The sequence below is a fragment of the Sphingomonas yabuuchiae genome, from assembly GCF_001477495.1.
GTDB classification, from domain to species: domain Bacteria; phylum Pseudomonadota; class Alphaproteobacteria; order Sphingomonadales; family Sphingomonadaceae; genus Sphingomonas; species Sphingomonas yabuuchiae_A.
On the sequence record NZ_LDTF01000044.1, the window covers coordinates 1 to 7443 of the forward strand.

Sequence of the window (7443 nt, forward strand, 5' to 3'; positions counted from 1 at the left end):
GGGGGCCCTCGCGCGGATCGAACCGTTTGCGGACGGTGGGGTGAGCGCCAGCACGCCGCTGACGCCCGCCCTCGATCTGGGGCTGGGGCTATGGGGCGGGGCGCAGCGCGATGCGCAGCGGCTGGATATCGGGCCGACTCTGGGCATCGCCCTGCCCGTTGCGGATCGGCGCGTTCGCCTGTCGTTCGACTGGCGGCAGCGGGTGGCGGGGCAGGCCGCACCCGATTCCGGTCCTGCGTTGACGCTGGCGGGCGATTTCTGACGCTTCGACACTGTTCCGAAAGGTGCGCGCGTCTATAACGCGGCCGTGGACCTGTATCTTCCGATCGCCAACCTGTCGGTCAATGCGCTCGTCATCATCGCGCTGGGGGCGGGTGTGGGCCTGTTGTCGGGGATGTTCGGGGTCGGCGGCGGGTTCCTGACCACGCCGCTCCTCATCGTCTACGGCATTCCGCCGACCGTCGCCGCCGCCTCGGCCGCCAGCCAGGTGACGGGGGCCAGCGTCTCGGGCGTGTCGGCGCATTGGCGGCGCGGCGGGGTCGATGTGAAGATGGGCGGCGTGCTGGTCGCGGGCGGTATCGTCGGGTCGTTCGCGGGCGCCTGGATCTTCCGCCTGCTCCAGGCGAGCGGACAGATCGATACGGTCATCGCTATCGTCTATGTGCTGATGCTGGGGTGGATCGGATCGGTCATGGCGCGCGAGGCGGCCGGGGCGATCCTGGCGCAGCGGCGCGGGCGTCCCCAGAAAGCGGCGCGGCGGCGGCATCATCCGCTGGTCGCGGCCCTTCCCTTCCGCACCCGCTTCTATGCCTCGGGCCTGTATATCTCGCCGCTGGCCCCGCTGATGCTGGGGTTCTTCACCGGTATCCTGACCATATTGCTGGGCGTCGGCGGCGGCTTCATCCTGGTCCCGGCGATGATCTATATCCTGGGCATGGCGACCAATGTCGTGCTCGGCACTTCGCTGTTCCAGACCTTGTTCGTCACCGCCGCCGCGACGATGGTCCATGCCACGACCACCAAGGCGGTCGATATCGTGCTGGCCGGGCTGCTGCTGGTCGGATCGGTGACGGGGGCGCAGGTCGGCGCGAAGCTCGCCACCAATGCCAAGCCCGAATATCTGCGCCTCGCGCTGGCGGTCATCGTGCTGCTGGTGGGCTTGCGCATCCTCCTGGGGCTGGTGTGGCGGCCCGAGGAAATCTTCACGGTTCAGATGCTGTGAAACGCCTTTCCGTCACGCTGGCGCTGCTGTCGCCGCTGTTGATGGCGCAGGCCAAGCCGGTGCTGGTCCCCGACGTGTCGCAGCGCGATATCCAGATCGCCTACAGCTTCACCGGCGCGGAACTGCTGCTGTTCGGCGCGATCCTCTATCCCGGGGGCCGCCCGCCCAGCGACGACCGGCCCACCGACATCGTCGTCGTGGTCAAGGGGCCGACCCAGTCGATCCTGATCCGCGAGAAGGAGAAGATCGCCGGTCTCTGGGTCAATGCCGGGCGGCTGCGCTATCAGTCGGCCCCGTCCTTCTACGCCATCACCTCGTCGCGACCGATCGAGCGGATCGTCGACGACCGCACCCGCGCCATCTACGAACTCGGGCTCGACAGCCTTCAGCTCTCGCCCGCCTCCGCCGCGCCCGCCAATGTCCAGGCGCGCTTCCAGCAGGGGCTGGTCGACCAGCGGCGCCGCAGCGGCCTGTATGTCGAGGCGCCACGCGCCGTCGAGATCACCGACGACGTGCTCTACCGCGCCCGCGTCACCATCCCGGCGCGCGTGCCGGTCGGACGCTTCACCGCCGAGACCTTCCTGATCCGCGATGGCCGCGTGCTGGCCGCCGCCGTGCGCGACATCGATATCCGCAAATCGGGGTTCGAGCGTTTCGTCGCCCGCGCCGCCGACCGCGCCGCCATCCCCTATGGGCTGACGGCGGTGGCACTGTCGATCCTGCTCGGCTGGACCGCAGGCTGGATCGCGCGGCGGGTCTAAGGATCGGGAAATCTTAAGATTTCCAACCTAGCGTTGTCGTCCTCCCATTCCCCATGACGGCGTGTCCATGTCCTCCCTACCGTCTGCTGCCCCCCATTCCGCCATTGATACGCCGGTCATCGGCTGGCTGCTCGCCATCGCCGGGTCGTCGGGGCGGATCGTGCTTGACCGCCAGGCGCTGGCCGCGCTGGCGGAGGCGACCGACCCGGTGCTGGCCGCCGCCGGACAGGTCGCGATGCCGGTCAAGGTCAAGCGCGGCGATCGCTGGATCATCGGCACGATCCGCTCGCTCGCACTCGACCCCGCCGGCGACGCCGCCGCGCTGACCACCGAGATCGACCTGATGGGGGAAGGGATGCGCCAGCCCGAGACGGGCGCGCTGTACGGCTTTCGGCGCGGCGTCACCTCCTATCCCATGCCCGGCGCGACGATCCATGCGATCACCAATGACGAGCTGGCGGGCATCCACCTCAATCGTGCCCAGACGACGGTGACGATCGGCACCGTCCACCCGGCCCGCACGGTGCCCGCGACGCTGGCGGTCGACGCGCTGCTGGGGCGGCATTTCGCCATCCTGGGATCGACCGGCACCGGCAAGTCCACCGCGACGGCGATGATCCTGCACCGCATCTGCGAACGCGCGCCGCTGGGCCATATCGTCATGATCGACCCGCATGGCGAATATGCCCGCGCCTTTCGCGACACCGGTAGCATCCATGACGTCGGCAATCTGCGCATGCCCTATTGGCTGATGAACTTCGCCGAGCATTGTGAGATCCTGCTCTCGGCCAGCGGCGAACAGCGCCAGCACGACGCCGATGTCCTCGCCAAATGCCTGCTCGCCGCCCGCATGCGCAACCGCGCCGCCGCCGAACTGCCGCGCGTCACCGTCGACACACCCATCCCCTATCTCCTGTCCGACCTGACCGCGCAGCTGGGCCAGGAGATGAGCAAGCTGGAGCGGGTCGGCGACATCGCCCCCTATCAGCGGATCAAGTCCAAGATCGAGGAGATCAAGAGCGATCCCCGCTATGCCTTCATGTTCTCAGGCATGCTGGTCGCCGATACGATGACCGACTTCCTCGCGCGCATCCTGCGGATGCCGGGGGACGGGCGGCCGATCTCGATCATCGACGTATCGGGCGTGCCGTCGGACGTGACCAGCAGCGTCGTCGCGGTGCTGGCGCGGATGATCTTCGACCATGCCATCTGGACCCATCCCGCCGAGCGCCGCCCCGTCCTGATGGTCTGCGAGGAGGCGCATCGCTACATTCCCGCACAGGCCGAACAGGATTCGGCGGTCGGACGCATCCTGTCGCGCATCGCCAAGGAGGGCCGTAAATATGGCGTCTCGCTGGGCCTCGTGACCCAGCGCCCGTCCGACCTGGCCGAGGGCGTGCTGTCGCAATGCGGCACCATCATCACGATGCGGCTGAACAACGAACGCGATCAGGCGATGGTGCGCTCTGCGATGCCCGAGGGCGGGCGCGGCCTGCTCGACACCATTTCGGCGCTGCGCAACCGCGAGGCGATCCTGTGCGGCGAGGCCGTCAGCTTCCCGATGCGCGCCAGCCTGGACAATCTGGCCGAGGACAAATGCCCGGCATCCAGCGACATGACGATCACCGCGCTGTGGGCGAACCCGTCGGGGGGCAACCGGGTGCTGGCCGAGACGGTCGGCCGCTGGCGCGCGGCGGGGAAGTAACGCCTTCCGGCTTTAGCCCGCCTCCCCACCTTCGTTCAGCCTGAGCGAAGTCGAAGGCCAAGGGATGACTTGGCCAAGCGCGGAACGTGCACTTCGACTTCGCTCAGTGCGAACGGGGGTTGGGATTGGAAAGAAGCCTTACCGCCCCGGCTTCACCGCCAGCAGCGCCTGCACTTCCCGCCGGAAGGTCCGCAACTTCGCGCCCGACAACACCGCCATGCTCGCCAGCTTCAGCGTGCGCGGGTTCACCACCGCGCCGTTCTTCCACACTTCCCAGTGGAGGTGCGGGCCGGTCGACATGCCGGTCGAGCCGACATAGCCAATCACCTGCCCCTGTTTCACATGCGCGCCCGAGCGGACGGCGAAACGGCTCATATGGCCGTAGCCGCTGGCGACCCCGCCCGAATGCGCCAGCTTGACGAAATTGCCGTAACCGCCCGAGCGACCGGCGAACTGGACGACCCCGTCCATCATCGCATGGATCGGCGTGCCATAGGGCGCACCGATATCGGTGCCCTTATGCATCCGCATCAAGCCCAGGATCGGGTGGACCCGCTTGCCGTAGGACGAGGTCACGCGCCCGGCGACCGGCATCCCCATCGCGCCGCGCTTCTCGCTCTGGCCGTTCACGTCATACCATTGGCCGTCCTCGTCATCGGCCAGCCGCGCCAGCTGCACCTTGCGCCCGCCATGGTCGAGCCCGGCAAGCAGCAGCTTGCCGAGCCGGGTCTCGCCGGTCGCGGCCCGCTCGCGCTCGATGATCAGGTCGAAACTGTCCGAACGCTTCACGTCGCGGCCGACCGACATGCGTGACGCCAGCGCCTTGATATAGGCCTCGACCACCTTGGCGGGTGCCCCCGCCGCCCGGACCGATCGGTACAGGCTCGATCCCGCCAGTCCTTGCAGGCGCAGCGGCGTCCGGTCGATCGCGATGGGCGTCTGCGTCATCTCGAACCCCTGCGGCGTGCGGGTCAGCGTGACCGCCAGATCGAAGCGCGCGCGCAGCTTCATGGTCTCCAACGGCCGCGCGACCGATCGGCTCGGCCGCCGTCCCAGGGTCAGCGCGACACGAGTGCCCGACGGGATCGCCTCGCCCTCCGTCACCGGCTCGATCAGGGCGGCGGCGGCGCGCGCCTGGTCCCGCGATACGCCCGCACGTTGCAGCACGCGGTCGAGACGGTCGCCCGAGCCGATGGTGGCGGACAATTCCATCATCGGCCGCTCGGGCGCTTCGGCCAGATGCAGGACGAGCCCGTTGGCGGCCAGACGCTGCCCGCTGTCCGCGCCCAGCGCCAACGGTGCGATGGCCTGCGCCCGCTCATGGCTCCGTGCCTCGCCGGTCAGGGGAGCGGGCGCCTGTCCGACGATCGGGCGGTGAAAGCCCGGCGCCATGGCTATGGTCGCGGCACAGAGCGCCGAACAGGTCGCCAGCCCCCGCCACCAGTCGCGGCTGCCGATCTGGGTTCCCAGATCGGGCACCCAGTCGATCTCGCGGGCGGCGATGCGCCAGCGCGCGAGGCGTCCACTGGGCAGCGGGGCCACACGGCCGATGGGGCGCGTGGCGGTTCCCCCGGACAGGATCAGGGCTTCGTCGGTGGCAAGGAACATGAGAGGCGGTGCGTTTCCGTGAAATCGTAGAACAGCGTCGCCGATCCCCCCCGGCGTACAGGATTTTGCGGTGTCGCCCGTGGCTTGCAAAGTCAAAGCCGCTGCGTCCCGCCGCCCCGATGCTGCGGCAAGACGTGGCCGGACCGGGCCAAATCCCGCCTGCGCGCGACGATCTTGCTCCATGCCGTTGCAACCGCGCCCGCGAAGCCCGATGTAGGGTGTATGACAAGCCGCGTATCGGGCGCCGTGACGGCCGTTCTCGGGCCGACCAACACCGGCAAGACGCACCTCGCGATCGAGCGGATGTGCGCGCATAGCAGCGGCATCATCGGCTTCCCCCTCCGCCTGCTCGCCCGCGAGGTCTATGACCGGGTCGTGGCGCTGAAGGGGCCGAGCCAGGTGGCGCTGGTCACGGGCGAGGAAAAGATCCTGCCCCCCGACGCGCGCTGGTTCCTGTGCACCGCCGAATCCATGCCCGACCGCGACGTCGCCTTCATGGCGCTGGACGAGGCGCAGCTGGGTGCGGACCTGGAGCGCGGTCATGTCTTTACCGATCGGTTGTTGCACCGGCGCGGCCGCGACGAGACGATGATCCTGGGATCCGAGGCGCTCAAGCCCATGATCCGTGCGCTGGTGCCAGATGCCGAGATCATCGCGCGGCCCCGTTTCTCGACCCTGACCTATGCAGGCGCGAAAAAGATCAGCCGCTTGCCCAAGCGCTCCGCCATCGTCGCCTTCTCGGCGGAAGAGGTCTATGCGGTGGCCGAGATGCTGCGCCGTCTGCGCGGCGGCGCGGCGGTGGTGATGGGCGCGCTGTCCCCACGCACCCGCAACGCACAGGTCGAGATGTTCCAGGCGGGCGAGGTCGATTATCTCGTCGCCACCGATGCGATCGGCATGGGCCTGAACATGGACGTCGCGCACGTCGCCTTTGCCGGGCTGCACAAGTTCGACGGTCGCCGCCGCCGTCGCCTGACCGTGGCCGAGATGGCGCAGATCGCGGGTCGCGCCGGACGGCATCATCGCGACGGGACGTTCGGCGCATTGGCCGAGGAAGGGCCGGACTCGTTCCTGCCCGAAGAAGTGCTGGCGATCGAGGAACATCGCTTCCCCCGGCTCGACCATCTCTATTGGCGCAAAGGCGATCCCGACCTGTCGAGCATCGATGCGCTGATCGGGAGCCTGGAGCGCAAGCCAGCCCCCGGCGTGCTGCGCGCCGCCCCGCTCGCCACCGATCTTCAGGTGCTCAAGCGGCTGGCCGACGAACCCTGGGTGCGTGACCGGGTGCGGCGGCCCGCCATGGTCGCGCGACTGTGGGCGGCGTGCGGCATTCCCGATTTCCGCAAAGTGGGCATCGATCCCCATGCCCGCTTCGTCTCGCGCGTGTTCGGCCATCTCTCCGAGGGGCTGGGCCATGTGCCGCACCAATGGTTCGCCGACGAGATTGCGCGGCTCGACAATATGGCGGGCGATGTCGAAACGCTGGCGGGTCGTCTCTCCGCGATCCGCAGCTGGGCCTATATCGCCCAGCGCGCCGACTGGCTGGCCGATCCCCGCCACTGGGCCGAGCGCACGCGCGAGATCGAAGAGCGGCTGTCCGATGGGCTCCATGCCAGCCTGACCCAGCGTTTCGTCGACAAGCGCACCACCGCGCTGATCCGCCGCATCGGCGCCGATGCGGGCGCGCTGCCCGTCACCATCGGGCCGGAGGGCGAGGTGCTGGTCGAGGATCACCCGATCGGTCGACTGGAGGGGTTCCGCTTCACCGTGGAGGCGGGGGCGCGGGCGAACGACAAGCGCCTGTTGCTGGCGGCGGCGGAGAAGCGGCTGGGCACCGAGCGGTCGCGCCGCGCCGAAACGCTGATCGCCGCCGGGCATGACGCCTTCACGCTGGTCGAGGACCGGCTGGTCTGGGACGGGCATGGCGTGGCGCGGCTGATACCGGGACCGTCATTGGGGCGGCCGGTGCTGCGGCTGGAACGCGATCTCGATTGCCTGGCCCCGATCCAGCGCGAGCAGGTAAAGGCCCGGCTGGATGCCTGGCTGGCGCGGTCGCTCGACCGGCAACTACCCGCGCTCGTCCGGCTGGCGGGGCTGGCGCGCGAGGCTAAGGCGTCGCCCGCGATCCGCGCCGTCGCCGCCGCGCT

General features: G+C 69.1%; 5 protein-coding genes and 1 pseudogene. 5 read left to right on the top strand and 1 reads right to left on the bottom strand.

The genetic code is table 11. The features are described from left to right. The 4 genes and pseudogenes from NS355_RS09225 to NS355_RS09240 form a co-directional block, all read left to right on the top strand. Positions 1 to 262: pseudogene (locus NS355_RS09225) on the top strand (hypothetical protein); the annotation flags it as partial. A gap of 45 nt (positions 263 to 307) precedes the next feature. Continuing rightward, on the top strand, positions 308 to 1222 hold the full coding sequence (locus NS355_RS09230; protein ID WP_058745439.1) for a sulfite exporter TauE/SafE family protein: 915 nt from the start codon (positions 308 to 310) through the stop codon (positions 1220 to 1222). 41 nt (positions 1223 to 1263) lie between these two features. Further along, entirely contained in the window at positions 1264 to 1983 is a 720-nt protein-coding gene (locus NS355_RS09235; RefSeq protein ID WP_430727005.1) for a TIGR02186 family protein, read from the top strand. Positions 1984 to 2050: 67 nt separating this feature from the next. Next, on the top strand, positions 2051 to 3688 hold the full coding sequence (locus NS355_RS09240; RefSeq protein WP_058745441.1) for an ATP-binding protein: 1638 nt from the start codon (positions 2051 to 2053) through the stop codon (positions 3686 to 3688). A 138-nt stretch (positions 3689 to 3826) separates the two neighbouring features. Here the strand turns inward: NS355_RS09240 and NS355_RS09245 are convergent, their stop codons facing one another. Continuing rightward, positions 3827 to 5296, bottom strand: coding sequence for a M23 family metallopeptidase (locus NS355_RS09245; protein ID WP_058745442.1), 1470 nt, complete (start codon positions 5294 to 5296; stop codon positions 3827 to 3829). A gap of 222 nt (positions 5297 to 5518) precedes the next feature. On the opposite strand from NS355_RS09245, the gene NS355_RS09250 reads away from it, so the two are divergent. After that, positions 5519 to 7443, top strand: a 1925-nt coding sequence (locus NS355_RS09250; RefSeq protein WP_058745443.1) for a helicase-related protein, incomplete at its 3' end; no start/stop codon positions are given.

Excerpts from the sequence above, each read along its gene's own strand:
- NS355_RS09235 (WP_430727005.1), top strand. The coding sequence starts at position 1,264 with ATGGCGCAGGCCAAGCCGGTGCTGGTCCCCGACGTGTCGCAGCGCGAT.
- NS355_RS09240 (WP_058745441.1), top strand. The coding sequence starts at position 2,051 with ATGTCCTCCCTACCGTCTGCTGCCCCCCATTCCGCCATTGATACGCCG.
- NS355_RS09245 (WP_058745442.1), bottom strand. The coding sequence starts at position 5,296 with ATGTTCCTTGCCACCGACGAAGCCCTGATCCTGTCCGGGGGAACCGCC.